This window comes from Exiguobacterium sp. s89, from assembly GCF_018617735.1.
In the GTDB taxonomy this organism is placed as follows: domain Bacteria; phylum Bacillota; class Bacilli; order Exiguobacteriales; family Exiguobacteriaceae; genus Exiguobacterium; species Exiguobacterium marinum.
On the sequence record NZ_JACSKS010000002.1, the window covers coordinates 159,596 to 183,844 of the forward strand.

A 24,249-nucleotide genomic window follows, 5' to 3' on the forward strand; every position below is an offset into this window, starting at 1 on the left:
TTTTAGCGTTTCCAGACCCATTCGTCACTCTCATACTTCTTCACGAGCAAATCGATCTCAGCTCGCTGTTCTGTCGTAAAGACGAGCGGTTCGAACGTCAAGGAGAACGCGTCTTTGAAGCCGGTCTCAAATGCGGCTGCTACTTCGTCAAAGGAGACGAAGCGCTGTAACGTGTCATTCAAGGCGACGGCTTTTTCGCTGAAGCGGTTTTTGGCTTCAAGTTTTTCGTGCTCCTCCATCGTGAAGCAGTCGAACAACACCTCATCGTCGACAGAAAGCGGGATCGATCCATGTTGAAGCACGGCCCCTTGATGACGTACCTGTGCGCTACCCGCAATCTTCTTCCCGTCGACGGCAAGCTCGTAATACGAGGCAGCGTCGAAGCAAACGGCTGATTTTGGTTTGCGGAGCGCCTCACGATCCTCTTCCGTCAACGGCACCGAAAACTCGGCCGGTACACCGAGCTCATGATAACCGCGACGGACACCTTCCGTGAGTAATCGATAGCTCTCGATGATATTTGTCGGAAGAGCCGGTGTCGACTCGGGCAAGATGACACTATATGTTAGTTCATCCGCGTGTAACACGGCCCGTCCCCCGGTTAGTCGCCGAACGACCGGGATATTTTTCTTCGTAAGCGCCTCGCGGTCCAAGTCACGTGTCGCCCGCTGGAAACGTCCGACGCTGATCGCATGAGGTGCCCATGAATAAAAACGGAGCGTCGGTTTGAGTTCTCCCTTCGCGACCCAATTGGCGATGGCTTCGTCAATCGCCATGTTCTCAGCCGGTGAAGTGGATTCGGTTCTAAGTAAGTGCCACGTCGTACCAGTCATAATCTCTCTTCTTTCTGTTAATCGATTGGCAACATCGTGTGGCGACGTGCCTTGTGTACTTGTTCGTCCGCATGGTAAGAAGAACGGACGAGCGGACCTGCCTCACAATGTGAGAATCCTTTTGCTAATGCGATTTCTTTCAACTCGGCGAACTCGTCTGGATGATAGTAACGTTCGACCTCGAGATGTTTCTTCGTCGGCTGTAAATATTGACCGAGCGTCAAAATATCAACGTTGTGCGCGCGAAGGTCGTCCATCGCTTCAATCAACTCTTCTTTCGTTTCTCCGAGTCCGACCATGATTGATGATTTCGTCGGGATCTCCGGATTCAGTTCTTTCGAACGCTTCAAGAACTCGAGGGTCCGGTCATACGTTGCTTTCGCACGGACTCTCGGTGTGAGGCGACGAACGGTCTCTAAGTTATGGTTCATGATGTCAGGACCCGCATCAATCAACGTCTGCAAGGCAGAGAAGTCCCCCATCATGTCTGACGGGAGCACCTCAACCGATGTTTCTGGGTTCATGGCGCGGACGGCACGAACCGTTTCCGCGAAGACGGTAGCCCCGTAATCATTCAAATCGTCACGTGCGACGGCCGTGATGACGACATGCTTCAAGTTCATGAGGCGTACCGATTCGGCGACACGCTTCGGTTCTTCCCAATCAAGCTCGTTCGGTTTACCTGTCGTGACGGCGCAAAAGCGGCAGGCGCGTGTACAAATACTTCCTAAAATCATGAAAGTCGCGGTCCGACGTACCGCCCAACATTCATGGATGTTCGGACATTTCGCCTCCTCACATACCGTATGTAGATTTTTCTCACGCATCATGTTTTTTAAGCCGGTATATGTTTCATTCGTGTTCAATTTAATCTTTAACCATTCCGGCTTGCGTTTCAGTTCCCCTCTTGCCACAAAAAACTCCCCCTTTTTAAGTTAACCTGTAACGAATTGAGTTTACCAAAAAAAGAATCAAAAACGAACCAGAGAAATTATTGGTTTTACCAATACAGTTTTCTGTGTATCAAAACAGAAACATTGTTTCAAAATGGTTACGCTTTCACTAGGGCGATTGTTTCTGAAAAGTGGAGTTGCTATACTGTTGTTGACCACCTGAATAAGAACCAAATGTAACTGATGCGATCAGGCATGGGGTGAACGAGCGTTGATGAGGCAACGCTTCTTCCTCCATGCCTTTTCGTTTGGGGGTCAGCCAAATTTGACTAAGGGGAGTGGGAACATGAACAAGGCATTAAATTGGACGGCAACACTCGGATTGACGACGGCGTTGCTCGTCTCATCGGTTCCGGCAGCGGACGCGGTCGTGGCGGAAGGGACACCGACCATGTCGATTGATCAGCGTGTCAGCACGAAATTGGAATCGATGACACTCGTTCAAAAAATCGGACAGATGATCATGCCGGACTTCCGACTATGGAACGGGGCGAACCATACGGCACTTGCACCGGAAGTTGCGCGAGTCATCGATCGATTTGACCTTGGGGGCGTCATTTTATTCGCGGAAAACGTGAAAGAGACGGAACAGACGACGAAACTCGTTCATGACCTGCAAGAAGTCGTGAAACAAGATGCCAGCAATGATATTCCGTTATTCGTCACAATCGACCAAGAAGGTGGGATTGTGACACGCCTTGGGACGGGAACGAATTTACCGGGGAATATGGCGCTTGGAGCGACTCGAAACAGTCAATATGCCTATGATGCAGGGGAAATCATCGGTTCTGAATTACACGCACTCGGGGTAAACGTGAACTTCGGACCAGTGTTAGACGTCAACAATAACCCAGGGAATCCAGTCATCGGGGTCCGTTCCTTCTCGAGCGATCCTGACCTGGTCGGCGAACTTGGATCAGCGATGACGAAAGGCATTCAAGACCAAGGCGTAGCGGCAACGGCGAAGCATTTCCCAGGTCATGGAGATACAGCCGTCGACTCCCATTACGGATTACCGATTGTCGACAAAACGCTCGACGAGTTGCGCGGACTGGAACTGCTACCGTTCAAACGTGCCATCACGGAAGGCATCGATATGATTATGACAGCACATATCGGGATGCCGCAGATTGAAGACGAGGTCGTCGAGTCAGATCGTGGCACGTTCCCGCTTCCGGCGACGCTCTCGGACGATGTCATTACGGGAGTGCTCCGTGAGGAACTCGAATATGAAGGAATCGTTGTGACCGATGCGCTCAACATGCAGGCTATCGCAGACAACTTCACGGAAGCGGAAGCGGTCATCAAGACGTTTGAAGCGGGGGTCGACATCGCGCTCATGCCGACGATTTTACGTTCGGAGGCGGACGTGATCAAACTCGAGGCGATCTTTGAGGAAGTCATCGCGGCAGTGAACGATGGACGTTTGTCGGAGGCGACCATCGATGAATCGGTTGAACGGATTTTAAAACTGAAGGCAGAACGGGGCATCTGGGGAGAAACGATGAACTCGACTACGCTCGAGGCGAAGCTTGCGGAAGCAAATACTGTCGTAGGAAGCGCAGAACATAAAGTGAAAGAGCGTGAAATCGCGGAAGCGGCTGTGACTCTTGTGAAGAATGAGAATAAGACGCTCCCGTTCAAACCGAAAAAAGGGGACACGGTGCTCGTCTTGTCGCCAGCGAAAGACCAGACGGATAGCATGGTGAAAACGATTAAGTCACTAGAAAAGAATGCGGGGAATATGAAAGACGTGAACGTCATCATGGCCAACTATTCAGCATCGACGCCACATCTAGATCGAAATCCGGCACTAAGGCAACAAGTTGAGGCGGCTGACTATATCATCGTCGGTTCAAACGTGAACAACAGTGCCAAACTGAAGCCGACGTCAGCTGATCATTATGTACCGGCCGAAGTGTTCCGTTACGCCAACGAGACAGGGAAGAAGTCGGTCTTACTCAGTTTGCGTAATCCATATGATATTGCCGTTCAGCTAGAAGCACCGGCGCAGCTATTGATCTATGGATTCAAAGGCGATCCGAACGGACCAGACTCGGAAGCGGGTAACTTGAAATCAGCTGGACCGAACTTACCGGCAGGCATTCGTGCCATCTTCGGTGAAGTGAAGCCGCAAGGGAAGTTGCCGGTAGATGTACCAAAATTTGTGGACGGTGTATTCCAAGACGAGAACTATGCGCAGTTTGGGGATGGATTTAAAAACTGGAATCGCTAAACGAAAATGAGCTCGCCCGAAAATCGGGAGAGCTCATTTTTTCATGCTTCGAAATAGGCGATGACGAGTAGACCTGGACCGGTGTGGGCACCGATGGCAGACCCGACAAGTGTCTTCGTGATGTGTTTCGGTTCGAGATGTTCGCGGACCATCTTCTCAAATTGTTCAGCTTTTTCTAGGTCGTCCCCGTGACCGATGAAGAGGTCCCCGTTCTCGACGAGCGACTTCGATTCCATCGTCCATTCGACCATACGGCGCATGACCTTTTTATGACCACGTACCTTTTCAATCGGGACGAGCTTGCCGTCCTCGACCGTCAATAACGGTAAAATCGTCAACAAGTCTCCGATGAAAGCACTCGCTTTCGACACACGTCCACCTCGCATCAAATATTCGAGCGATTCGACCGTGAACAAGTGACGAATCTTTCCGACGAGCGAAGCAGCATACGCAACTGTTTCTTCGTACGTGTGCTCTTGACTGTACTCTGCGACTGTCTTGACGAATAACGCCTGTCCGACTGAAGCGGTTCGAGTATCGAGGATCTTGAATGTGCTGTCTGGATACTCCTCCTTCAGCATCTCACCGACCATGACGGCGGTTTGATAGGTACCAGAAAGTTCACCTGAGAAGGCGAGATATAAGAACGGCAGTCCCGCCTCGAGATGCTGACGGAAGCAATGTTCAATACGTGACGCCTCGATTTGGAACGTCTTCGGCGTTTTGCCTTGACGCATCGCATCGTACACGTCTTTCGGTTGAATTGTTTCCCCGTCTAAAAACTCTTCGTTGTCGATGATGACACCGAGCGGTAAAATCTCAAGACCGTATTCGATGATTTGATTGTGTGTCAAATCGGCTCCGGTGTCTGTGATCAGTTTAAACATTGGATGAATCACTCCTCTGTTAATTGTTGTTCAATCTCGCGTAGCGGTTCATTCCGTTTCCACATCCGTTCGAGCTGGCTCACGAGTGTCGTTTGTTCTTCAGCTGTCAGTGACGCGTTTTGGAGCGTGCTGACAGTGGAAAGGACGCGGTAGGCCCGTGTAAGAACATCTTGAACCGTGAGGGGAATGCCGAGCAAATCTTCTAGCGAAGCCATCGTTTCCGGTACAATGGTAGGGTACGTGAACTTGGTGGCTTCCTCTTGGATCGCCAAATCATAAAAGTCTCGAATGATTTCGGCACGTTTGCTCCCGCTCTGTCTGACGCTCAAGTAAATTTGAACGGCGACACCGCCACGGACGCGTCGTTGCGAAATACCGGCGAATTTTTTCCCGTCAATCGACAAGTCGAAACTTCCCGGACAGTACGAGCCGACGACCTCACCTGGGACGATGTCGCTCGTGACATCTTGGAACATCTGTTGGATAAGGGAGGTCATGGCCTCATAGCCGCTGTCGATTTGAATCCCGTCATTCTCGGGTAAGATTAAAGATAAGTTCAGGACATCATCGTCTAACACGACGGCAAGTCCGCCCGAGTTACGGACGACCGGTCGAAAGCCACGCTCGTGCAAATACCGAACCCCATCTTTTAAATGAGGCAACCTTGCATCTTGGATTCCGAGTACAATCGTATTCGTGTGCACCCATACGCGCAAGACAGCGCCTGATTGTTGGGTTGAAGCACATAACGTATCGTCAGTTGCGAACGATTGTTCCGCTTGAAACATCGTGCCAAGGCTCGATTGGTCGATCACACGATAACTCGGTTGTTTTAATAATGGATGGATCATATACTTAATTCCTTTTCACAAATAATTTTCCTTCTCATTATAGCACGGAGGGAACGATTCGTTCGAAGTCGAATCTAGAACATAACGAAACGTAGGAGGGCATGTCATGTACTCGTCACGAGGACAACTATCTGGATCAAAAGTGTTTAAAGACCCGGTACACCGTTATATTTACGTCTACGATCATCTTATTTGGGAGCTGATCAACACGAAAGAGTTTCAGCGCTTGCGTCGCATCAAGCAACTCGGGACGTCCTTTTTGACGTTCCACGGCGCAGAGCACACACGATTTCATCACTCGCTCGGTGTATACGAAATCGCACGCCAGTTAATCGATCAGTTCCAACAGTACCCAGAATGGAACGACCGAGACCGTGAGTTGTTGTTAGCAGCGGCACTCTTACATGACGTCGGGCATGGGCCGTTCTCGCACGCATTCGAACACGTCTTTTCCGTTCGCCATGAAGTATGGACCGAACGAATCATTTTAGGGGATACCGAAGTTAACAAAGTGTTATCCGAGATGGGTGTCGGGTTTGCGGAAGAAGTGGCATCGATCATCAACAAGACGCACCCGAATCGTCTAATTGTCAACATACTCAGTTCGCAACTCGATGTCGACCGGATGGACTACTTGCTAAGAGATGCGCACTTTGCAGGTGTCAGCTACGGGAAATTTGATTTAGAGCGCATGTTGCGCGTCTTGCGTCCAGATGAAGATCAAGTCGTCGTCAAGCAGTCGGGGATGCACACGATTGAAGATTACATCATGCGTCGCTATCAGATGTATTGGCAAGTGTACCTTCATCCGGCGACACGTTCGAGCGACCTTCTCTTGAAAGCGATTCTTGAGCGAGCACAGGAACTGTATGAGAGTGGCTATGCCTTCAACCTGACCCCGAAGCACTTCTTGCCAATTTTTGAACAAAAAGTGATGTCGCTCGAACAATATTTGAAGTTGGATGAAACGGTCGTCTACTTCTATTTCCAAGAGTGGATGGATGAGGAAGACTCGATTTTGGCCGATCTGTCCAGTCGGTTCGTGAATCGTCGTTTATTGAAATATAAAAACTTCCCGGAAGCGAACCGTGACCGTCATATGGAACGTCTCCGTCAGACGATGGAAACAATCGGGTTACCGTCGAAATATTATTTGCTTGAAGATCAGTTAAGTCAATTGCCATATGACTTGTATAAAGGCCAAGGAAAGTATGAAGGGATTTATCTTCAGATGAATGATGGGGAGCGGAAAGAGATTTCGGAAGTGTCGATGCTCGTCCAGTCGATTTTGAACTCGAGACAGTCGGATGAAAAGATTTATTATCCGGAAGATGTGTTGTTGAACTTGAAGGATTATGCCAACGAGAAATCGTGGATTTTGTCGACATTAAAAGACGAATAAGCACGCAAAGGAGCGTGACACGATGGAGATTGCGACACTGATTGGCGGAATCGGGATATTTTTACTCGGCATGACACTACTCACAGACACGCTCAAAAAATGGGCGGGTACACGACTACGTCATCACTTGAATCAATTCACCGATGGCTCTTTGTCAGGTGCGACACTTGGTGCCATGTTAACAGCCTTATTTCAATCTTCTTCGGTTACTACGTTGATGACGATTGGATTTGTGAGTGCAGGGCTCCTCACGTTCACACAATCGTTACCGCTCGTCATTGGAGCCAATGTAGGGAGTGCGACGACAGGGTGGATTATTGCCGTCCTTGGCTACAATTTAGACGTGCGCCAGTTGTTTCTACCGCTCATTGGAATCGGGATGGTGTTTCGTCTCTCCAGTCCGCGCCTTCGCCGTATTGGATTGTTTCTCGTCAGCATCGGGTTGATTTTTGTTGGAATTGGAACACTTCAAGAAGCAATGGGGGATGTCGTCACGTTCTCGTTTGGCTCGGTCGGTGAAATGACTATTCTGCATCAGGTAGTTCTGATTGGAATCGGGTTCATGATGACCGCCATCCTTCAGTCGTCGACGATTGGACTCGTGTTAACGATGACGGCCCTTGCGACAGTGGCGATTTCACTCCCACAGGCTGCTTATTTGGTGCTTGGTCAGAGTGCTGGAACGAGCCTTGTCGTGGCACTCGGTTCGATTGGTGGATGGAAATCGGCGCGGCGCATCGTGTTGGCTCATGCCATCTACCATGTGTCGATTGTCCTCATGGGGTGGTTGACATTTCCCGTTCTCTTCGAGGTCGTCAATCGAGTGGCCGATTGGTTCAACTGGAACGATTTGTTGCGCCTCGCTTTATTCCATACGACATTCCATCTACTGGGTGTGATCTTGTTCCTGCCTTTTTATCAAACGTTCGCACGTCGATTACTGAAGTGGATTCCGAGTCGGTCAGAAAAATTGACGCATCTGCTCGATAAAAACATGTCACAACTTCCGACAGTCGCTTTGGAAGCGGCACGACGTTCCTTACTTGAAATCGAGCGTTATTTAGGGAACGAGACCGAGTTGCTCGTCCGTGAAGGGCGACTACGTGAAGATGAATTGATCCTCGTCGACAAGACGTTGAGCGACGTTCGTTTCTTTTTGAGCACGATACGTCTTGAGGATGATGGAAAGCGAAATGATTATGGTCAACATTTATCTCTCTTGCACACGATTGACCACCTGGAACGCTGGTTATACGTCTTGCGGGAAGTCGAACCGGTCCACGTACTTCGGGACACCGACTTTTTAGTAGCACGAGAACTTGTGTTACATGAGCTTGACCTTGTGAATCAACTGAATCATCATACGCCACCGGATGATTCAAAGCTGTGGAAACAGGCCTCGAAACAACTGGCGGAGTATCGGAAAGCACATCGTTCGGAACTGTTAGAAGAGACGGCAGCGAATCAACTGGAGATGGACCTGACGATACAAAAAGTGCAAGTATTGCTCTGGCTCGACCGTATCGGCTATCACATCTGGCGAGCGACACGTCACTTGATTAAGCCGACCGTACCGAGTGAACGGTTCGACGTGAACAGGGAAGATTAGAATAAAAAACGGACTCCATATTAGGGGTCCGTTCGTCGCTTATTTCTTATCTGCGTGCATCACACCGGCTTGACCGTAATGTGTTGCATCCATCTCTTCGATGAAGACGGTGATGTTTTCTTTTGGCGCGTTCGTCGTCTCGGAGACGGCATCCGTCACCTTTTCGATCAACGCACGTTTCTGTTCCACGGTACGGCCCGGAAGCATTTTTACCGTTACGTAAGGCATGGGTCATTCCTCCTTTGCTGAAGTCTCTTATATTGTAGTGAATCCCGTTCGCTGAGAAAAGAAAAATTCTCATCTACCTCAAAGCAGGCGCTCATTTTTTATATATTTCGGGTATGTAACAAGACAGAGCGAATGTAGGAGGAATGAAGATGAAGTGGAAAGGAAGACAACAGAGCCGTAACGTCGAGGACCGACGGGGACGGAGCATCGGAGGAAAAGGGATTGCCGGGGTCGGGGGTGGTCTCGGATTGATTCTCGTCATCGTCTTTACGTTATTGAACGGAGGCAGTCCGACGGATCTCGTCAACAACATCGGACTTGGGGAACCTCAATCGGAGGGAACGTATACGGGAACGGCTCGTGAAGAGGAGATGGCGGACTTCGTAGCGGTCGTTTTAAAAGATACGGAAGAAGTGTGGACAGACATATTCGCTAAAAATGGGATGACATATGAAGAGCCGACGCTCGTCCTATTTTCGGGACAAGTCGAATCCGCTTGTGGTATTGCCGGGTCGGCCGTTGGTCCGTTCTATTGTCCCGGCGACCAAAAACTATATATCGATTTGAGTTTTTATGATGAACTGAGCCAACGTTTCAATGCACCTGGTGACTTTGCGATGGCATACGTCGTCGCCCATGAGGTCGGGCATCATGTACAGACACTTCTCGGGGCGACAGGAGAAATCATGCCGCTTCGTAACGAGATGAGTGAAACGGAATTCAACCGTTATCTCGTTCGCTTTGAATTGCAGGCGGACTACTACGCAGGCGTATGGGCGCATCATGCGCAAGGTTTAGGGTATCTCGAAGCAGGAGACGTCGAAGAGGCGATGAATGCCGCGCATCAGATTGGGGATGACACGTTACAACGTCAGGCGCGTGGATACGTGACACCGGACTCGTTCACGCATGGTACTTCTGAACAACGGATGCGATGGTTCGAAAGAGGATTTGAGAACGGATCGATTCAAGGTGGGGACACGTTCAATACGAACAACTTATAGGCCGGTTGAACGCTCGACCTTCTTAGCCGATTGGAATATGAGGAAAGAATCCGCTATCATAAAAGAACAACAGTTGCAGGAAGGGGATGACCCGATGGAATCCTTACTTACGAAAATTGATTTAGCAAAAGACGATATGACAGCGGTTGAAAAGAAAATTGCGGACTACATTTTGTCGCATTCAACGCTCATTCCAAATATGACCACGAAAGAGCTTGCCCAAAAGACGGATGTGTCTGAGGCGAGTATCGTTCGCTTCGCTAGAGTGATTGGAATCGATAGTTTTAAAGCATTTAAACTCGCGCTCGTGAAAGACCTGGCCGTCACGGAGACGACATTGACAGATTTCAATGTCCTTCAGCAAAAAGATACCCCGTACGACTCGTTTCAAAAAGTCATTCACGTCAATAAAGCGGCGATTGAAGCATGCGCCGAAGCGATGGATAAACGAGAACTCGAACATGCGGTGGAGTTGTTCGCACGTGCAAACCGTGTCATTTTTTACGGGGTCGGCGGATCTTCGACGGCGGCGATTGATGCGCAATATAAGTTTACGAAATTGGGATATGCAGCCATGACATCTCCGGATTTTCATTATATGCTGTCGCTGATCCCGCATTTAGGAAAGTCTGACGTATTTGTCGCGATTAGTACGTCAGGACGAACGAAAGATGTGCTCGAGCTCGTCCGATTTGCGAAAAAGAAACGTGTTCCTGTCATTGCCATCACCAACCTCGACAAATCGCCACTTTACCGGGAAGCGGACGTTCGACTCTGTACGCCGAACGTCGAGAGTGACTTCCGAATCGCAAGTATCGCCTCACGGATGACGCAATTAACGATTGTCGATACGTTATATATGGGACTCCTTCACCGAAAAGGAGAAGGATTGATCGATCGTTACGCAGAAGCCCGAGATGAGATGGTGAAATTGCGCCGATGATTCGACCATATGCGGTAGAGGATCGACCGGAGTTGGAGAACTTCTTGATGCGGCAGCGCACGTTCGCTCGTATGAATGGACAATCCACTGAAACGTTTCGCGACGAGAACGTGGCGGATTTTGAAGCAGAAGGTACCGTTAGCCTGATTTTTCGCGAAGGAGAGCGAATCATAGCAATCGCAGACCTCTTAAAAAAACACCCGGTAGATGGCTCGCTTTGGCTCGGTTTGTTCGTCGTCGATGAGTCGCTTCACGGGACATGTCTGGCGCAAACGTTGTATGAACAGTTGGAAAATCAATATATGCGTCCATATCAAACAGAGTTTCGGTTAGGAGTGCTTCCTCATAATGAGAGAGCCCGCCGATTTTGGGAACGGAACGGCTATGAATACGAAAAGGATTCGGTCACGAATAAAGACGTGCGCGTTCACGTCCTGAAGAAACAACTCATTCGATTGGAGTGAGTTTTCTTTTGAATCTCATTTGAAATTAAATTTCATAAAAATTAAATTATAAATTGACTTTAAGTTTCAATATAGTACGATGAAATCATAGAGAAGAAAGGATGGTGGCGATGCTAGATAAATTGGCTACAGAAAGACGGAATGAACGAACGATGCAACTGGACGAGATGTCGATTGAGGAACGATTGACGATTATGAATGCAGAGGATCAAAAAGTCCCTCAAGTGATTCAAGAACAACTCCCGGTCATTGCGCAAGTTGTAGAGCAGGTCATCGCTTCCTTTCGTAAAGGCGGTCGCTTGATTTACATCGGAGCGGGTACGAGTGGGCGACTCGGTATTTTAGACGCTGCAGAGTGTGTGCCGACGTTCGGTGTGTCACCGAACCAAGTCATCGGACTGATTGCAGGTGGCGAACGTGCGCTCGTTAAAGCCGTCGAGGGAGCAGAAGACAGTAAAGAATTGGCGGTTCAAGATTTGAAAGCGCTTCAATTGTCAGCGGACGATACGGTCATTGGGATTGCGGCGAGTGGTCGGACACCATACGTGGTCGGGGGTCTCGACTACGCACGTGAAATCGGTGCGATAACGGCTGCGATTTCATGCAATCACGATGCCGTCATCAGCCGACATGCGAATTATCCGATTGAAGTGGAGACGGGACCGGAAGTGTTGACAGGTTCGACGAGATTGAAGGCAGGAACGGCTCAAAAACTTGTCCTCAACATGATATCGACGACGTCGATGATTGGAGTAGGGAAAGTGTATCAAAACTTGATGGTCGACGTGAAGCCGACGAATGAAAAGCTAGAAATGCGTGCCAAGAGGATGATCGCAGAAGCGACAGGGGTCGACCTGGAGACGGCCGCGCGTTATTTTGTGTCATCCAAGGGCCACGTCAAAACAGCAATCGTCATGATTTTAGCCGACGTCTCTTATGAAGAGGCTATCAAACGATTAGAGAGTGCGAACGGATTCGTCCGTGAGGCGCTATAAGGGGGAATTCAAGGTGAAGAAAGAAGAGGTTTTAGCACGGGACATCCTCGCACATGTCGGGGGGAAAGAGAATATTCGTCAACTCGCGCATTGCATGACACGTGTAAGGTTGACGTTGAAAGATGCGACGAAAGCAGATCTTGACGCATTGAAGAAGATTGACGGGGTCATGGGTGTCATCGATGACGAGACGCTGCAAATTGTCGTCGGTCCAGGTACCGTGAATCGGGTCGCGGACTATATGAGCCATGAAACGGGATTAGCGATTGGGGAAGAGTCGGTGGATGAGAACTTAACGTTAGAGGAACGTGCGGCTGTTGAACGCCAGAAGGTGAAAGAGAAGCAAAAGTCACCGTTCAAACGATTCCTTCGTCGCCTCGGAAACATCTTCATTCCGCTCATTCCTGGACTTGTCGCTTCGGGGATTATTAACGGTGCGGCGAACTTCGCTGTCAACGCCGGTGTCGACCGAACAGAGACGTGGATGCAAATTCTGCTCGTGCTCGGGAGTACAGTTTTTGCGTACTTGGCCATCCTTGTCGGGTGGAATACAGCAAAAGAGTTTGGGGGAACGCCGGTACTCGGGGCAATTGCCGGGGGAATTCTATTTAACCCGCTCCTCGCGGATATCGTTATTTATGGGGAACCGCTCGTTGTCGGGCGTGGAGGGCTGTTCGGTGTTATTTTTGCCGGTTGGCTCATGACGTATATCGAGAAGCACATTCGTCGCTTCATGCCGGTATCGATTGATATTATCTTTACACCACTCTTTACTGTCCTAATCGTTGGATTTACTGCCCTTTATGCCATCATGCCAGTCGCAGGATTATTATCAGACGGCATCATGCGAGGCATCAATGCGACGCTTGAAGTCGGGGGGCCGGTAGCGGGAGCAGTACTTGCCGGATTCTTCTTACCACTCGTCATGGTCGGGTTACACCACGGATTGACGCCGATTCATTTAGAACTGTTGAACACGGTCGGGACGACAGCACTCCTTCCGATATTGGCGATGGCCGGTGCGGGTCAAGTCGGTGCAGCACTTGCGATCTTTGTGAAGACACGCAACCCGCGCCTGCGTAATATTATCAAAGGAGCCATCCCGGTCGGGTTCCTCGGAATCGGCGAACCACTTCTTTACGGGGTCACGCTTCCACTCGGACGTCCGTTCTTGACGGCGTGTCTCGGAGCCGCGGTCGGTGGTGCCTTCCAAGCAACGATGAAGACGGCGGCGCTCGGAATCGGTGTATCCGGTCTATCGCTCACACCATTGATTGATAATGGCATGTATTTGACGTACATTGCAGGACTATTGATTTCATATACGGCAGGCTTTTTATTCACGTATTTCTTCGGCTTTAAAGAAGAGATGGCGGACGGGATCTAATAAACAAAGATGGCTCAGAAGCGAGTCATCTTTTTCTCTACTTTTGGTAAGGAGTGATAGGTATGAGAGGAATTTCAATTTACTTGAGCGAGGAACTGTCACCTGAATTAATTGATTGGATGGAACATATGCGAGAGGTAGGGTTTACGAGCATCTTCACGTCGCTTCATATTCCAGAAGACGACCCGACAACCTATACGGAACGACTCCAGCAGTTAGGTGCGTTGGCAAGACGCCTCGATATGGAACTCGTAGCAGATATTGCCCCGTCTTCTCTACAGGCGCTCGGCAAGGACTGGGACGATGCGCATACGCTTTTAGATTGGGGCATCACGGGATTACGAGTCGATTATGGCGTTACGCCGAAACAAGTCGCTGCTTTATCGAAACAGATGATGGTTGCATTGAATGCGAGTACGCTCACAGAAAAAGAACTCGAAGAGATGCTTCGGCACGGATTACAACGAGAACGCGTAGAAGCGTGGCATAATTTTTATCCTCGTCCGGAAACAGGGCTCGAGCGTACATGGTTTGATGAAAAAAACCTTTGGCACCGGTCACAAGGAATCAAGATACAAGCGTTCATCCCTGGAGAAGAGCGGTTGCGTGGTCCCCTTCATGAGACGTTACCGACACTCGAAGCGCATCGTCACAAGTCTCCTTTTTCGTGTTATGTCGATTTGCAAACGACAGTCGATCGTATCTTGATTGGCGACCCGTATGTATCAGATACGACGATGCGACAGTTTCAGGCGTACGATGAGGGAATCATCGTCCTTCGAGCGACTGCACGGGATCGTGATGATTCTCTTCCGACCCGTCACACGAATCGGATGGACTCTGCCCGTGATGTCCTTCGTTCCGTTGAGTCTCGTGCTTACGGTAGACCCGGAAATCAACGGATTCAACCGCAATACACAGAAGAAAGGCTGATTGGCAGTATCACGATCGACAATGAACGTTACGGTCGATATGCAGGAGAATTACAAGTGACGAAGCAGAATTTATCGGCAGATGAACGAGTCAATGTCATCGGAAGAGTCATCTTAGAAGACCGTTCACTGATTCAACAAATCGGTCCAGGCGGACGCTTTCAAATCGACTGGGTGTGACTCATGATTGCCACAATCCTATATCATTGTGTACAGTAGAGAGGGAGGGTGGAACATGAAAGACATTAATTTTAATATTATTTCAGACGATGCAACGGACGGGCATGGTGGTTTTGGTGTCGGTTCGCTTAGTTTAAATAACATGTCCCCGGTGATTATCGATGTCGAGACGGGCACAGCGACAATCGACATGGGCGCAATGCATGCGAAGTCTGCCATTGAGAAACGCATTAAGTTTTTGACGGACCGGGAGGCGGTACCGAACGGGAAACTGTACTGGATTGTGTGGGTCACAGTCGGTCGAAAACCAGAAGGCTTTTACTACGGTGGAATTGCGGCATGTGATATGTTGGTTGACTTAGAAGCGAGACGCGGCTATAAATTATTGCCATATCACGTCAATCAGATGGACAAGTCGTTGAAGGGTCGGATTTTAATCGAGATGATGGACGCTCCGTCCCGAGACGTATTAGCAAATTTCTTACAGGAACATCGCCCCGAGATTTGGGAACAGTCGACTGAACTTCATGCAGAGCTCGAGCGCTTAAGCGCTGAGTAAAAAGATTGGACGAATTTTCGTCTCCAATCTTTTTTGTTTCGACTTTTTGGTATTAAAAGGGAATTTTGTAACTGAAGAGATATTCATTTGTAATTGTATGAAAATTCAGTATTATGATATACTGACTACATTGTGAAAAAAGAAAGGGTGATACGATGAGCGAAACGAAAAAAATCTTAATCGGTCTCGCGCTAGGTGTTGTAGTTGGTCTAGGATTGGCGGGATTGCCGGATAATATTTATGAAACTGTGAATCCATATATTTTATCTCCGGTCGGAACGATTTTCTTGAATTTGATTAAAATGTTAGTCGTACCGATTGTCTTCTTCTCGATTATTTTAGGGGTCATGGGTCTCGGGGATCCAAAAGAGTTAGGCCGAGTCGGGACGAAATCGATTTTATTCTTTTTGACGACGACAGCACTCGCCATCATGTTAGCGATGGGTGTCGCATCTGTCTTACAGCCAGGGGAGCGTGGGGACTTCCAAACAACAGGTCTTGAATTTGAATCAACAGCGACCGAGGAATCGTCAAATATCGTACAGACATTCGTCAATATGATTCCGACAAATCCGATTACGGCACTCGCTGAAGGAAACATGCTTCAAATCATCGTCTTTGCGGCATTGATTGGATTTGCATTAATTGCTCTCGGGGATAAGGCGAAGACGTGGCGTCAATTCATCAAACAAGGTGATCGTATCATGATGTATTTGATTCATCTTGTCATGAAGCTCGCACCATACGGCGCTTTCGCATTGATTGCTTCTGCGATTGGAGGCATCGGTCTCGATGCGGTCGTTGCGATGGCATGGTATATGATTGCCGTCGTCTTGACGCTATTCTTACATGCAACCATTGTATACGGAGCAGCCGTTTACTTCATCGGGAAGATGAGTCCTGTATTCTTCTTCAAAAACTTCTATGAAGCGATGACGTTCGCCTTCTCGACGTCTTCATCAAACGCGACCCTTCCTGTTTCTATGGAAGTGGCACAAAGAAAACTTGGTGTCCCGCGTTCAATTTCTTCATTCGTGCAACCACTCGGGGCAACGGTCAACATGGACGGGACGGCAATCATGCAAGGGGTTGCGACGATTTTCATCGCACAAGTATTTGCTTCTGATTTAACGATGACTCAGTTGTTGACGGTCGTCATCACAGCGGTCCTCGCATCCATTGGGACAGCAGGTGTGCCAGGAGTCGGGCTCGTCATGCTTGCCCTCGTCCTTCAGTCGGTCAACTTACCGGTAGAGGGAATCGCCCTCATTATCGGGGTCGACCGTATTCTCGATATGCTTCGCACATCAGTCAACATCACGGGGGATGCGGCATGTGCGGTCGTCGTTTCGAAATTGGAAGAAAAACATTTACCACCAGTCGACGAAGACTCGTGGGATGAAGCAGGCGCAACGTCTTCTTCATCACTATGATATAGTGAAGGACCATGACGACATGTCATGGTCCTTATTTTGTGCATAGAAAGAGTGATCGTTATGGAATGGGAATTGCTCCCGCTCCCTTTATTTTTGATTATCAGTATTTTACTGAATAGTGTAATCGCGGTCGCCGGTGTCCTACCGAGTGCTTTTCTAACAGCCATCAATGTGAGCGTCCTCGGTCTCGTACCGGGCATACTCGTATCGATTATCGGGGAGGCAATCGGCGCCATCGTGAGCTTCATTCTTTACCGAAAAGCACTGCATCGCTATACGTCCCCGGACAGTGGCCGGTTTCAGCGACTTCGTGAGTCTGGAGGAGCCGAAGCATGGTTTCTCGTTCTCGGGATGCGTTTCATGCCGTTTGTCCCGTCTGGTCTCGTCACGTTATCGGCAGCGTTCAGTCGTATGACACTCACATCGTTCGCGGTCGCGAGTACGATTGGAAAAGTGCCCGCTTTGATCATCGAAGGACTTGCCGTGACAGCTGCCATGCAGTTGACAATCGAATGGCAATTGTTTCTCGTCGGACTCGTTGCCGTTTCATACCTCGTTTGGCGAATGCGTCAAAGTAGTGGCGAAAAGATATAGCAAAACGCCTCGACGAAACGTTTCCTCGTCGTCTTTTTTCGTAACATGGTCCAGTCAATCAAAATCGATTCTTCAAAATCCTTTAAAAAGGTGTCGTGAAGCTCTTGTATGGATGTCGTATCGAATTGGGCAATCGTCATCTCATGGTTTAGAAACATGCTTCGAAAATCAAAGTTGGCCGATCCGACAAGGGCAACCTTGCCATCAATCAGAAGCGTTTTCGCATGGATGAAATGTCGATTATATTTATAAATTTTAATGTTTCGCTTAATCAGCTGTTCGAAATAATATTCGGAAGCATGAAAACTGAACCATTCATCGCCTTTCCCCGGTACGACGATTCTTACATCAATCCCGCTGCGACCGGCGACCTCGAGAATCGCCAACAGTTCAGGTGGTGGAACGAGATAAGGGGTCGTGATCCAGATGGACTCTTTAGCCTCCATGAGCAAGCGCATGAGTCCATCACGAATCGTGACATCTTTCCCGGGTGACGTGACGAGAAGTTGCGTCGCGCCGTTTTGTCCTTTCGGTTCATTCACAAAATACCGAGATAGATGTTCTTCGTCTGCGAACAAGTCCCATGTCTCATCCATCGTACCTTGACCCGCATATAACCAATTCTCAACGAAGAGCTGTTGGAGTTCACGGACGAGTGGTCCCTCAAGGTGTAAATGGGTATCTCGCCAAAAGCCTAGCTTCTCATTTTTACCGAGATATTCGTCTCCTACGTTTAATCCACCGGTCAAAGCGATTTGACCGTCCACGACAATCAGTTTTTGGTGATTTCGGAAGTTCGCGTTGAAGACGAGATAGGGGTGCAAGACCGGGTCGAACGCCTGGACGTGAACGCGTGATTCACGTAACGGTTGAATGAAGTCTTCTCCGATTTCTTGACTACCGAGTCCGTCATACAAAAAACGAACGGTCACGTCTTCATTTGATTTTTGGATGAGTGCATCTCGGACTTTCAAAGAAATCTCATCCGTTCGAAATAGATAGTACTGAATATGAATATGATCTGTTGCATTGTTGAGGACTTCTAACAAAGCCTCAAATTTCGATTCACCATTGACGAGAAGCTTCGTCGAGGTATGTCCGTTCGCACCGGTCGCGCCTAACTTCTCGAGTGTTCGTGTCAACGGATAGGCGGACACGATCTCAGGTGAGGTCTCAATTTTTTCGCTCTCGATTGCTTGTCTTAGCATCCGAATTTCAGATGACGTCCGTTTAAAGCGTCGATGACGACGTGGAGTGCGTCCGAACATGACCCACGCCAACACACCGATGAACGGGATGAAGAACACGGTAAGTAACCAGGCGAGCTTTCCTTGGGGCTGTACTTGGTCGAATAGAATCTGCCAACCGACGACAAGCGGTGCGACGATGGCGATGCCGATTAAAACAGGTATAAGGATATCCAGCCAAAAAAAGAGACTGACTAGCAAAATGACACTGATGACCATAATCATCAATTGAATGACACGACGTTTCAAACGAAACACCACCTTTCCAGAAACGATGAAAACGAGGGGATGCATCCCCTCGTTTTTAGTACACGCTGTTCAGAACAGCGTTGATTTCATCCGCGTAACGGACAAAGAAGTACACATTCACTGCGAGAGAGAACAAGACGAGGAAGAGACCGAACTGTGCTTTTGTCCGATTCCGATTCCAGTAATAGAAGACGGACAATAACACGGCTAGTCCGACGAATAGAGCGATGACTTCAACGATTCCCCAGACGATATCTTTGGATAAAAACATGTCGACGATTGTCATGACGACATAAACGAAGACGACAATCCCCATAATCACGACTAAAATAGCTAGAATAATGCTAATCCAATCTGAGCTAACTGCGTCAATTAGGTTTTCAATGGCCATTTCGTATTCGCTCACAACCGTTCCTCCTTTCGAGAGACTGCATAACTATTCATCTATTTCCCTTTTTCCTATTTCTAAAATCAAGCTTTCACTGGAGAGTGGATAAATGACGGCAGTGGAATTTTGGAAACGATTGCTACGACCGCAAATATATAAAACCAACTATTCGGTGGAAAAAAGAGTACGAGTAGTACGATAATCGCCAACGGTTGTCGCATCGCTGTCGCAAGTAAGGCACTCGTCGTGAGGACGACTGAAAATGTCATATCAACCTCAAATAAGAGGCTGAAAAAATAGCCAAGAGTGAACGAAGAAAAAAGAAGTGGGTATATATGACCGCCACGCCAACCGGTAGCTAGGCAGAATGCCGTAAAGAGCAGTTTTAACACACTGTAAAGGAGAAGTGTGTATAGCGGGATGAGTTGCCACTCATCTACGTACTCAAGGATTGTTTCTTCACCAGAGAAGAGTAAGTCTGGATAGAGGAGAGCCATTCCCCCGATCCCGATGCCGCCAAGCGTAGTGAGCAATAAAATAGGAATGTTTGAAAAAAGTCGCATTAATGTATGTTCACTGACTAAGTAGAGCCATCCGAGAATCATACCGCCAAGGACAATCAATAAAATTGACCAATCGATTTGGACGCTTTCAATCGCTGGGAATTTAATGATAAACGGTGGGCGTTCGTCGAGTTGATTGAGTAGATAGAACGTTCCGATTCCGGCGAGTGTAGCAAGAAGGTTCAGCATCGGTTGTTTCTTTCGCTCAGTTTCCTCAGCCGCAATCGCGCCGAAGAGTGGCGCGTTGAAGACAATCCCGAGAACGACCGCATGACCGACTTCTTGTAATTCACCTAATTCTTGGCGCACGTAGCGGATGCGCTCTGAGAACCATGTCGTGAGCCCCCCGACGATGCCGACGAGTGCCGCTTCAGGTCCTAAACTTGCCCCTCCGATGAGGACGAGTAAAGCGGTCAATGTCGTGAACCCGATCAAGCGGTAGTCAATACGGCCGGTCCCTTTCCGTTCTTCTAGTACTTCTGGCATGAGGCGCGGCATCCGACCATAACGGTGTTGCAAAAGACCGATCAACACCCCGGCGAGGACCGGGACGAGGAATAGATACAACCGAACATCAAATTGTTCAGGGACCGTATGCCATACAAAATGAATCCCTTTATAGACGACGGATAAGAAGAGCCAACTCACTAAGCCGATGATAATTCCGAGTACAATCGCATAGCCACTGACAATCCATGATTTCATCTACATACTCACCTCTTTCGCCCGCATCAATCTTCTATAATTATGCTATCTCCTGAACACCTCTGACCGAAACCTAAAAAATAATGAAATAAAGAGGAAGGAATGGGCGGCAGACATTTACTCATCATAGAAAAACGAAAAAGAGTGCAGGGTTTCGACAAGGTCGATGCCTACACTCCTCGTTAAGAAGTTTACTTATGCAATTTCAAAGGTGTGCTTATTCGCAGGTGCCGGTTTTCCAAAGAAATACCCTTGTGCCAAATCGAATCCGAGCTCACGACAGACATCTTCCTCCTCTAGACGCTCTATGCCCTCGGCAAGAAGCGTGATTCCCATCGATTTGGTCAAAGTTCGTACTTTTTTGAGGAAGGACCGCTTCTCGGCATCTTCATCACAAAATGAAATATAAGAGCGGTCGATTTTGACATAGTCTGGTTCGAGTCGTTTCAACATATCGATGGTAGAGAAACCTGCACCGACATCATCTAATGCGACTTTCATCCCCCGTTGTTTATACGTTGAAAAAACGTGTTGAAGATGATCGACGTCATGTACTTTCTCCGTCTCTACGACTTCGAATATAAAGCGGTCTGGGCTGAGTCCATATCGATCGATGATATCGAACGTATGTTGTAAACAATAGTCCGGATTATAAATCGTCGATGGTAAAAAGTTGATAAACGTCTTTTGATGTGGAGCCACGGCTTCGAACGTCGCTTTAATCGCCTCGGCGCGAGCACGTTGATCGAGCTTCGAATGCAACCCAAACCGGTTGGCCGTTCGGAACAGATCACCGGGTGAAATAGAAGCACCACTACGGAGAAGTGCCTCATACCCGAACGTTTCCTTAGAATCGAGGAAGATAATCGGTTGAAGGTGACTCTCAAACGTTCCGTGCTGAATTTGATCAATGATATGACGATGCGCGAGTTGATCGCGTAACACCTCGACCTCGAGTGGAGGCGTTTGACTGTTCGATTGATTGTCGACACAGTATACGGTACCCTCAACGTGCATCAGAAGTGCATCTAATTCTTCAAATGATGTATAAGAATATTCTTTCGTTTTTGTGATGAGTTTTCCTTGAGAAATCAAAGGAACCGTTGTGTTACAGGAAGCACAGGGTGACCACATAGTATTCCACCTTTCCATTCAAAATTAGTTCATTCAGTATATCGGCTACGTCTCACAAAAAACTCACATTCAAGATACATTTCGCAAAAAAATCGTGCAAAATGGGTACAGGTTTTGTATACTTCCTATCGTATGAATAAGAAGCGCCTCAAAACGCCACTCGCATACGAACAACTTTTTGAACAGAAAGGGGTTCTATCGATGGACCAAAAATTAAAATTATGGTTTACGGAGCACCAAACAGAAGATTACGGAATCACGTTCCGTGTAAACCACGTTTATGAGAGCGAACAAACGGAGTTTCAACGACTAGAAATGGTCGAAACGGACGAGTTCGGAACGATGTTGTTACTTGACGGGATGGTCATGACGACGGATAAGGACGAATTCGTCTATCACGAGATGGTCGCACACGTCCCACTCTTTACACACCCGAATCCGAAACATGTACTGGTTGTCGGTGGGGGAGACGGCGGTGTTATTCGTGAAATTATGAAACACCCATCAGTGGAAAAAGCTGTTCTCGTTGATATCGACGGGAAAGTCATTGAATATTCGAAGAAATACTTACCAAATATCGCAGGTGAACTGGATAATCCTCGCGTGGAAGTCATCGTCGGTGACGGGTTCATGCATATCGCTAAGTCTGAAAACGAGTACGACGTCATCATGGTCGACTCGACAGAACCGGTCGGACCTGCAGCGAACCTCTTCACAAAAGGGTTCTATGCAGGGATTTCGAAGGCGCTCAAAGAGGATGGCATCTTTGTCGCACAAACGGATAACCCATGGTTCACACCAGAACTCATCCAAACGGTTCAACGTGATGTGAAGGAAATCTTCCCGATCACGAAATTGTACACGGCAAATGTTCCAACGTACCCGAGCGGCATGTGGACGTTCACAATCGGTTCGAAGAAGTACGACCCTGAACAAGTATCGGCCGAGCGTTTCCATGACATCGAAACAAAATACTATACACCGAAGCTTCATAATGCAGCATTCGTCCTTCCAAAATTCGTGGAGGATTTGACAAAATGATCAAACGTTTCGATGAAGCATACTCAGGTAAAGTGTTTATCGCCAGTCTCCCAGAGGTGACAGAGGCGAAGACCGTTCTTTACGGGATGCCGATGGACTGGACGGTTAGTTTCCGTCCGGGCTCGCGTTTCGGTCCGAACCGGATTCGTGAAGTGTCGATCGGCCTTGAAGAATACAGCCCATATTTAGACGGTGACTTGGCTGATGCTGCGGTGTACGACGCAGGAGACATCCCACTTCCGTTCGGGAACGCACCAAAGTCGCTCGACCTCATCGAAGCATTCGTCAAAGATGTCGTCAAGGCGGGCAAGTTCCCACTCGGAATGGGTGGCGAACACCTCGTCACATGGCCGATTATCAAAGCGATGCACGACGTATATGGTGACGACTTTGTCATCATCCACTTGGATGCGCATACGGACCTTCGGGATGAGTATGAAGGCGAGCCACTCTCGCACTCGACTCCACTTAAAAAGGCGGCAAACTTGATTGGACCATCGAACTGTTACTCGTTCGGGATTCGTTCAGGGATGAAAGAAGAGTTCGAATGGGCACGTGAAGTTGGCTACAATATGCACCAGTTTGAGGTGGTCGAGCCACTCAAGCGCGTCTTGCCGACACTCGCTGGGAAAAAAGTATATGTCACCATCGATATCGATGTCTTAGATCCATCGGCAGCACCAGGTACGGGCACACAAGAAATCGGTGGCATCTCGACGAAAGAATTGTTAGAAGCGGTACACGCCATCGCAAATGCGGACCTCGACATCATCGGAGCGGACCTTGTCGAAGTATCACCGGCATATGATCAGTCGGATATGACGGCCATCGCGGCGGCTAAGATTCTTCGCGAGATGATGATTGGATTCGTGAAGTAAATGCGGAAAAAAGGTCAGCTGGAAATGGAACTGAGCGCCCGCATCACCCAATGGGAGAAAGAATACCTGGGTCGCGGATCATTGACGTGTAAGGCAGACCTGCTTCGAGACCTCGCCATCGTCACACTCCAAGGGGTGTTGACGCCGGCCGAGTATGATTTGGCCACCAAGTCGTCAGGTCGCGAACAATTAAAGAAATACCGCAACAATCTTGTCGAAGCGGGACGCACTCAACTCGAGTCCATCGTCGAGCAAGTACTTGGTCGCTCGATCGTCTCTCTCCATACGGACATCAGTACGAAAACGGGAGAGCGTCTGATTGTGTTTCGTTTGGACGCGTCTTGGGATCAAACCGATTGACAACGGGAACATGACTTTTTAAAATGAGAGTCAGAGACGTATATAGGAGCGACTGGACGAGTCATCATGAAGCGTGCTGTTCGAAATCTTGTTACGGAGCTACTGACCAATTTAATAACCGACAGTTGTCGGCCTGACGGAGCGATTGTTCGAGCCGTCGGCATACAGCGCACGCCTATTTAGGTGTGCGC

Annotated in this window: 24 protein-coding genes; 15 read left to right on the forward strand and 9 right to left on the reverse strand. The window is 48.5% G+C overall.

Annotation, left to right across the window (positions count from 1 at the left end):
• Window positions 1-2: 2 nt before the first annotated feature.
• Both KNO96_RS06840 and lipA read right to left on the reverse strand, forming a co-directional pair.
• Window positions 3-833 (reverse strand): lipoate--protein ligase family protein, encoded by an 831-nt coding sequence (locus tag KNO96_RS06840; protein ID WP_214703128.1) that lies wholly within the window; start codon window positions 831-833, stop codon window positions 3-5.
• A gap of 17 nt (window positions 834-850) precedes the next feature.
• Window positions 851-1,747, reverse strand: coding sequence for a lipoyl synthase (gene lipA / locus KNO96_RS06845; RefSeq protein ID WP_214703129.1), 897 nt, complete (start codon window positions 1,745-1,747; stop codon window positions 851-853).
• Window positions 1,748-2,072: 325 nt separating this feature from the next.
• Here lipA and KNO96_RS06850 point away from each other — a divergent pair, with 325 nt between their 5' ends.
• A complete protein-coding gene (locus tag KNO96_RS06850; RefSeq protein ID WP_214703130.1) occupies window positions 2,073-4,022 on the forward strand; it encodes a glycoside hydrolase family 3 protein in 1,950 nt (649 codons plus the stop codon).
• 41 nt (window positions 4,023-4,063) lie between these two features.
• Here the strand turns inward: KNO96_RS06850 and KNO96_RS06855 are convergent, their stop codons facing one another.
• Window positions 4,064-4,909 carry a DegV family protein gene (locus tag KNO96_RS06855; protein ID WP_214703131.1) on the reverse strand — a complete coding sequence of 282 codons (846 nt, stop codon included), beginning with the start codon at window positions 4,907-4,909 and terminating at the stop codon, window positions 4,064-4,066.
• Between the two features lie 8 nt (window positions 4,910-4,917).
• Complete coding sequence (locus tag KNO96_RS06860) at window positions 4,918-5,760, reverse strand: lipoate--protein ligase family protein (protein WP_026825021.1); 843 nt, start codon at window positions 5,758-5,760, stop codon at window positions 4,918-4,920.
• Window positions 5,761-5,866: 106 nt separating this feature from the next.
• Here KNO96_RS06860 and KNO96_RS06865 point away from each other — a divergent pair, with 106 nt between their 5' ends.
• Both KNO96_RS06865 and KNO96_RS06870 read left to right on the forward strand, forming a co-directional pair.
• On the forward strand, window positions 5,867-7,162 hold the full coding sequence (locus KNO96_RS06865) for an HD domain-containing protein (protein ID WP_214703132.1): 1,296 nt from the start codon (window positions 5,867-5,869) through the stop codon (window positions 7,160-7,162).
• A gap of 22 nt (window positions 7,163-7,184) precedes the next feature.
• Window positions 7,185-8,771, forward strand: a complete 1,587-nt coding sequence (locus KNO96_RS06870) for a Na/Pi cotransporter family protein (RefSeq protein ID WP_214703133.1) — start codon at window positions 7,185-7,187, stop codon at window positions 8,769-8,771.
• 39 nt (window positions 8,772-8,810) lie between these two features.
• Here KNO96_RS06870 and KNO96_RS06875 read toward each other — a convergent pair whose 3' ends face one another.
• The gene (locus KNO96_RS06875) at window positions 8,811-8,999 is read right to left on the reverse strand and encodes a 2-hydroxymuconate tautomerase (protein WP_012727443.1); all 189 of its coding nucleotides are present in this window, start codon (window positions 8,997-8,999) and stop codon (window positions 8,811-8,813) included.
• Between the two features lie 149 nt (window positions 9,000-9,148).
• Between KNO96_RS06875 and ypfJ the strand changes: the two genes are divergently transcribed.
• The 9 genes from ypfJ (at window position 9,149) to KNO96_RS06920 (ending at window position 17,493) form a co-directional block, all read left to right on the forward strand.
• Window positions 9,149-10,003 (forward strand): KPN_02809 family neutral zinc metallopeptidase, encoded by an 855-nt coding sequence (gene ypfJ, locus KNO96_RS06880; RefSeq protein WP_214703134.1) that lies wholly within the window; start codon window positions 9,149-9,151, stop codon window positions 10,001-10,003.
• Window positions 10,004-10,097: 94 nt separating this feature from the next.
• Window positions 10,098-10,946 carry a MurR/RpiR family transcriptional regulator gene (locus KNO96_RS06885; RefSeq protein WP_026825025.1) on the forward strand — a complete coding sequence of 283 codons (849 nt, stop codon included), beginning with the start codon at window positions 10,098-10,100 and terminating at the stop codon, window positions 10,944-10,946.
• Window positions 10,943-11,410, forward strand: a complete 468-nt coding sequence (locus KNO96_RS06890) for a GNAT family N-acetyltransferase (protein WP_214703135.1) — start codon at window positions 10,943-10,945, stop codon at window positions 11,408-11,410. The genes KNO96_RS06885 and KNO96_RS06890 overlap by 4 nt, the downstream gene beginning before the upstream one ends.
• A 101-nt stretch (window positions 11,411-11,511) precedes the next feature.
• On the forward strand, window positions 11,512-12,405 hold the full coding sequence (murQ, locus tag KNO96_RS06895) for an N-acetylmuramic acid 6-phosphate etherase (protein ID WP_214703136.1): 894 nt from the start codon (window positions 11,512-11,514) through the stop codon (window positions 12,403-12,405).
• Between the two features lie 13 nt (window positions 12,406-12,418).
• A complete protein-coding gene (locus tag KNO96_RS06900; RefSeq protein ID WP_214703137.1) occupies window positions 12,419-13,792 on the forward strand; it encodes a PTS transporter subunit EIIC in 1,374 nt (457 codons plus the stop codon).
• A gap of 62 nt (window positions 13,793-13,854) precedes the next feature.
• Window positions 13,855-14,904, forward strand: coding sequence for a DUF871 domain-containing protein (locus KNO96_RS06905; RefSeq protein ID WP_214703138.1), 1,050 nt, complete (start codon window positions 13,855-13,857; stop codon window positions 14,902-14,904).
• 55 nt (window positions 14,905-14,959) lie between these two features.
• Window positions 14,960-15,463: a YwhD family protein gene (locus KNO96_RS06910; protein WP_214700241.1), complete on the forward strand. Its 504-nt coding sequence runs from the start codon at window positions 14,960-14,962 to the stop codon at window positions 15,461-15,463.
• 155 nt (window positions 15,464-15,618) lie between these two features.
• Window positions 15,619-16,896 carry a dicarboxylate/amino acid:cation symporter gene (locus KNO96_RS06915; RefSeq protein ID WP_026825031.1) on the forward strand — a complete coding sequence of 426 codons (1,278 nt, stop codon included), beginning with the start codon at window positions 15,619-15,621 and terminating at the stop codon, window positions 16,894-16,896.
• A gap of 63 nt (window positions 16,897-16,959) precedes the next feature.
• A complete protein-coding gene (locus tag KNO96_RS06920; RefSeq protein ID WP_251125110.1) occupies window positions 16,960-17,493 on the forward strand; it encodes a TVP38/TMEM64 family protein in 534 nt (177 codons plus the stop codon).
• On the opposite strand, the gene cls is transcribed toward KNO96_RS06920, so the two are convergent.
• From cls to KNO96_RS06940, 4 genes are all read right to left on the reverse strand, one after another.
• Window positions 17,469-18,998 (reverse strand): cardiolipin synthase, encoded by a 1,530-nt coding sequence (cls, locus tag KNO96_RS06925; protein WP_353047593.1) that lies wholly within the window; start codon window positions 18,996-18,998, stop codon window positions 17,469-17,471. The two genes, KNO96_RS06920 and cls, sit on opposite strands and share 25 nt — an antisense overlap.
• A gap of 46 nt (window positions 18,999-19,044) precedes the next feature.
• Window positions 19,045-19,395: a hypothetical protein gene (locus KNO96_RS06930; protein WP_026825034.1), complete on the reverse strand. Its 351-nt coding sequence runs from the start codon at window positions 19,393-19,395 to the stop codon at window positions 19,045-19,047.
• 65 nt (window positions 19,396-19,460) lie between these two features.
• Window positions 19,461-20,645 carry a chloride channel protein gene (locus KNO96_RS06935; protein ID WP_214703140.1) on the reverse strand — a complete coding sequence of 395 codons (1,185 nt, stop codon included), beginning with the start codon at window positions 20,643-20,645 and terminating at the stop codon, window positions 19,461-19,463.
• A 195-nt stretch (window positions 20,646-20,840) separates the two neighbouring features.
• The gene (locus KNO96_RS06940; RefSeq protein WP_214703141.1) at window positions 20,841-21,779 is read right to left on the reverse strand and encodes an EAL domain-containing protein; all 939 of its coding nucleotides are present in this window, start codon (window positions 21,777-21,779) and stop codon (window positions 20,841-20,843) included.
• A 201-nt stretch (window positions 21,780-21,980) separates the two neighbouring features.
• On the opposite strand from KNO96_RS06940, the gene speE reads away from it, so the two are divergent.
• From speE to KNO96_RS06955, 3 genes are read left to right on the forward strand one after another with little or no spacing between them, the layout of a single operon-like run.
• On the forward strand, window positions 21,981-22,820 hold the full coding sequence (gene speE, locus KNO96_RS06945; RefSeq protein ID WP_012727429.1) for a polyamine aminopropyltransferase: 840 nt from the start codon (window positions 21,981-21,983) through the stop codon (window positions 22,818-22,820).
• Window positions 22,817-23,698 carry an agmatinase gene (gene speB, locus KNO96_RS06950; RefSeq protein ID WP_026825037.1) on the forward strand — a complete coding sequence of 294 codons (882 nt, stop codon included), beginning with the start codon at window positions 22,817-22,819 and terminating at the stop codon, window positions 23,696-23,698. The genes speE and speB overlap by 4 nt, the downstream gene beginning before the upstream one ends.
• Entirely contained in the window at window positions 23,699-24,058 is a 360-nt protein-coding gene (locus tag KNO96_RS06955; RefSeq protein ID WP_214703142.1) for a Na-translocating system protein MpsC family protein, read from the forward strand.
• Window positions 24,059-24,249: the final 191 nt, after the last annotated feature.

Bases quoted from the DNA above. Each gene is read 5' to 3' on its own strand.
- KNO96_RS06840 (WP_214703128.1), bottom strand. From the start codon at position 833: ATGACTGGTACGACGTGGCACTTACTTAGAACCGAATCCACTTCACCG.
- KNO96_RS06850 (WP_214703130.1), top strand. From the start codon at position 2,073: ATGAACAAGGCATTAAATTGGACGGCAACACTCGGATTGACGACGGCG.
- KNO96_RS06855 (WP_214703131.1), bottom strand. From the start codon at position 4,909: ATGTTTAAACTGATCACAGACACCGGAGCCGATTTGACACACAATCAA.
- KNO96_RS06860 (WP_026825021.1), bottom strand. From the start codon at position 5,760: ATGATCCATCCATTATTAAAACAACCGAGTTATCGTGTGATCGACCAA.
- KNO96_RS06865 (WP_214703132.1), top strand. From the start codon at position 5,867: ATGTACTCGTCACGAGGACAACTATCTGGATCAAAAGTGTTTAAAGAC.
- KNO96_RS06870 (WP_214703133.1), top strand. From the start codon at position 7,185: ATGGAGATTGCGACACTGATTGGCGGAATCGGGATATTTTTACTCGGC.
- KNO96_RS06875 (WP_012727443.1), bottom strand. From the start codon at position 8,999: ATGCCTTACGTAACGGTAAAAATGCTTCCGGGCCGTACCGTGGAACAG.
- ypfJ (WP_214703134.1), top strand. From the start codon at position 9,149: ATGAAGTGGAAAGGAAGACAACAGAGCCGTAACGTCGAGGACCGACGG.
- KNO96_RS06885 (WP_026825025.1), top strand. From the start codon at position 10,098: ATGGAATCCTTACTTACGAAAATTGATTTAGCAAAAGACGATATGACA.
- KNO96_RS06890 (WP_214703135.1), top strand. From the start codon at position 10,943: ATGATTCGACCATATGCGGTAGAGGATCGACCGGAGTTGGAGAACTTC.
- murQ (WP_214703136.1), top strand. From the start codon at position 11,512: ATGGTGGCGATGCTAGATAAATTGGCTACAGAAAGACGGAATGAACGA.
- KNO96_RS06905 (WP_214703138.1), top strand. From the start codon at position 13,855: ATGAGAGGAATTTCAATTTACTTGAGCGAGGAACTGTCACCTGAATTA.
- KNO96_RS06910 (WP_214700241.1), top strand. From the start codon at position 14,960: ATGAAAGACATTAATTTTAATATTATTTCAGACGATGCAACGGACGGG.
- KNO96_RS06915 (WP_026825031.1), top strand. From the start codon at position 15,619: ATGAGCGAAACGAAAAAAATCTTAATCGGTCTCGCGCTAGGTGTTGTA.
- KNO96_RS06920 (WP_251125110.1), top strand. From the start codon at position 16,960: ATGGAATGGGAATTGCTCCCGCTCCCTTTATTTTTGATTATCAGTATT.
- KNO96_RS06935 (WP_214703140.1), bottom strand. From the start codon at position 20,645: ATGAAATCATGGATTGTCAGTGGCTATGCGATTGTACTCGGAATTATC.
- KNO96_RS06940 (WP_214703141.1), bottom strand. From the start codon at position 21,779: ATGTGGTCACCCTGTGCTTCCTGTAACACAACGGTTCCTTTGATTTCT.
- speE (WP_012727429.1), top strand. From the start codon at position 21,981: ATGGACCAAAAATTAAAATTATGGTTTACGGAGCACCAAACAGAAGAT.
- speB (WP_026825037.1), top strand. From the start codon at position 22,817: ATGATCAAACGTTTCGATGAAGCATACTCAGGTAAAGTGTTTATCGCC.
- KNO96_RS06955 (WP_214703142.1), top strand. From the start codon at position 23,699: ATGCGGAAAAAAGGTCAGCTGGAAATGGAACTGAGCGCCCGCATCACC.